1 protein-coding gene is annotated in these 2,408 nt (G+C 47.9%); it reads left to right on the top strand.

The window, feature by feature from the left end; translation table 11 throughout:
• On the top strand, positions 1-2,408 hold a 2,408-nt coding region (locus tag QUB61_RS38925; RefSeq protein ID WP_333190447.1), incomplete at both ends, for a DUF3854 domain-containing protein.

Below are 2,408 nucleotides of genomic sequence, written 5' to 3'. Positions count from 1 at the left end.
AACCCGCTCTACTGGGAGATTGAAGCCCTAAAGCGAGAAGCTTTTTATATCAATGATGTGCCTTATATTCTCCTTACTGAGGGAGTATTTAAAGCCCTTGCCGGGTGCTCGAACGGCATCCCCACAATTTCCTTGCTGGGAGTAGAGCAAGGCCTCACCGGCAAAGCCCGCGACCCCGAAAATCAGCGATTTCTAGTACCCGCACTGAGAAAGCTCGCAGAAGCTGGATTTGGCTTTATCATTGCCTTTGATGCTGATGCGGCCACAAATTCAAATGTACGGACGGCCGAGCGGAAATTGGCTAAGCAATTGGCTAAATTCAATGTACCCGTGAGAAGTATCACTGGTGCCTGGCCCGCTGCCTCAGTGATTGAGTCCGGCGAGGTGAAAAATACTAAAGGCATGGATGATTTTATTCAGCATAAAGGGATTGAGGAATTCCGAGCAATCCTCAGCAAAGCAAAGCTATTTGGCGAAGGCGAGAGTGCTGATGCCGAAGGGGAGAAAAAAAGCAAATTCCCCTCGCCACGACAGCTAGCTGGCCAGATAGCGGAGGATTATGGCCATAGCTGGAAATTCGATAACGAACAAAAATGCTGGAAGATTTGGTCGGGAAAAGTTTGGGAAAAAACAGAGGATGGAAATTTCGAGACATTAGTACAAGCTACTATTGATGCCAAAAACATTCCTTACTTCGGATTCAGCTACATTGCTGATACCATGAAGCTTCTACGCGCTAAATTGCGAGTAAAGCGCTGGGATATTTGGGATAGGAAGCGATACATTGCTTTTGATGATTTAGTGCTAGATGTAGAGACTGGTAAAACCCTAAAACACGTTCCTGGGATGGGTTTCACGTCGCACTTGCCATACAAATATAAATCCCTAAAATTCTCAGAATTTGGCACAATTGACACCCTTCGAGACAACTGCCCGAACATCTATCACTGGATGAATACAGCGATGCAGGGTAGTCCGAAAAAAATCCTCAAGCTATTAGCAATCATTAACGGTTTGCTCAAGTTCCGGTTTTTTGACCTGCAGATGTTCGTTCACTTAATCGGAAAACCGGGGAGCGGGAAAGGTACGTTTATTCGGCTGCTTCAAAAAATTGTAGGGCGAGAAAACTGGAAGGCCTGCAAATTGAGAAACATGAGTGACGGCTCCACAATGGCTTCTATTATTGATAAGCAATTAGTAGCCTGCCCGGATGAACGCACCGCTACGGGTGTAGATGAAATTCTCTCCTTGACTGGTGGCGATGCCGTTAGCTACCGGGAAGTGTACAAGCCGGCTTCTGATGCTTTTTTCTACGGCTTGTTAATTGTTGGAAGCAACAACCCAATTTTTGTAGGCGATACTACTGGGTTAGACCGTCGCCTGTGCCTCGTTCATTTTGATAATCCATTACCAACGGTGCTCAGAAATCCACGAATAGAGGCTGCAATGGATGATGAAATCTCCCAGTTAATCGCCGTTTGCCTGACCCTATCTGACAGTGCCACCACCCAACATATTCAAGGAGAGGGCAACAATCAGATTGCAGAATTCAAATTTCAAGAATGGGATATGAAGCTGCAAACTAACAGTGTCGCGGCTCACTTTGACGATTGCTTGATTGTAGACCCGACTGCCTCGACATCTACGGGCAAACTCTACGACCACTATAAAGACTGGTGCGACTCCAATCTCAAGGCAGTTTCTCATATCAAATATCCAAAGATGCTTTCGGAACTCTGCAACGATTACCTGGAACTCACTGGGGTTAAATGGCAGCGCTCTCGAGGTCGCAGTTGGTTTGAAGGATTGAGGCTCCGCACCGACGGAGAATCATCGCCCACTCATTCTGATGTACTTTCGGCACTTATCCCTCAAGATTCTCCTACCAATGATGCGGGGTTTGATGCGGGGTTTGACGGGGTTAGGACGGGGTTAGGACGGGGTTCAGAATCCTTACCAGACGGGAATTACAGCCATTTGCGGGGTTTAGACCCTTTAAACATTCCAGATAAAACCGAAACTTCTTCATCACATGAGGAAAGCCACAAGACGAACCAGGAAACAGAAACAGTGGAAATAGAAAAAGTAGGTTTGAACCCCGTCAACCCCGTCAAAATACCAGAACCCTTACCAGTAGAAGATTTAAACCCCGCAACAAACCCCGCAACAACCCCGCAACAACCCCGTCAAACCCCGCACTCTGAACTCAACGAAGATGAGCTCGAACTGGTGGAGATGATTCGCGTGGCAACGGCAGAACCCGACCCCGAATCTGCACGACGGGCAGCGGCCGACATTCTGCCAATCCTTAAAGATGTCTGTGCCAGGGGAGCTGCAAACCGCGAGAAAGTTTGGGCCGCTCTGACCGATTCGGAGCGAGCGACATTCTCGGAACTGACGGCGAAGCC

This window comes from Microcoleus sp. C2D2 (assembly GCF_036702495.1).
In the GTDB taxonomy this organism is placed as follows: Bacteria; Cyanobacteriota; Cyanobacteriia; order Cyanobacteriales; family Microcoleaceae; genus Microcoleus.
Note: the sequence above shows the minus strand (reverse complement) of the source record. Positions and strands in the feature narration are given on the sequence as shown.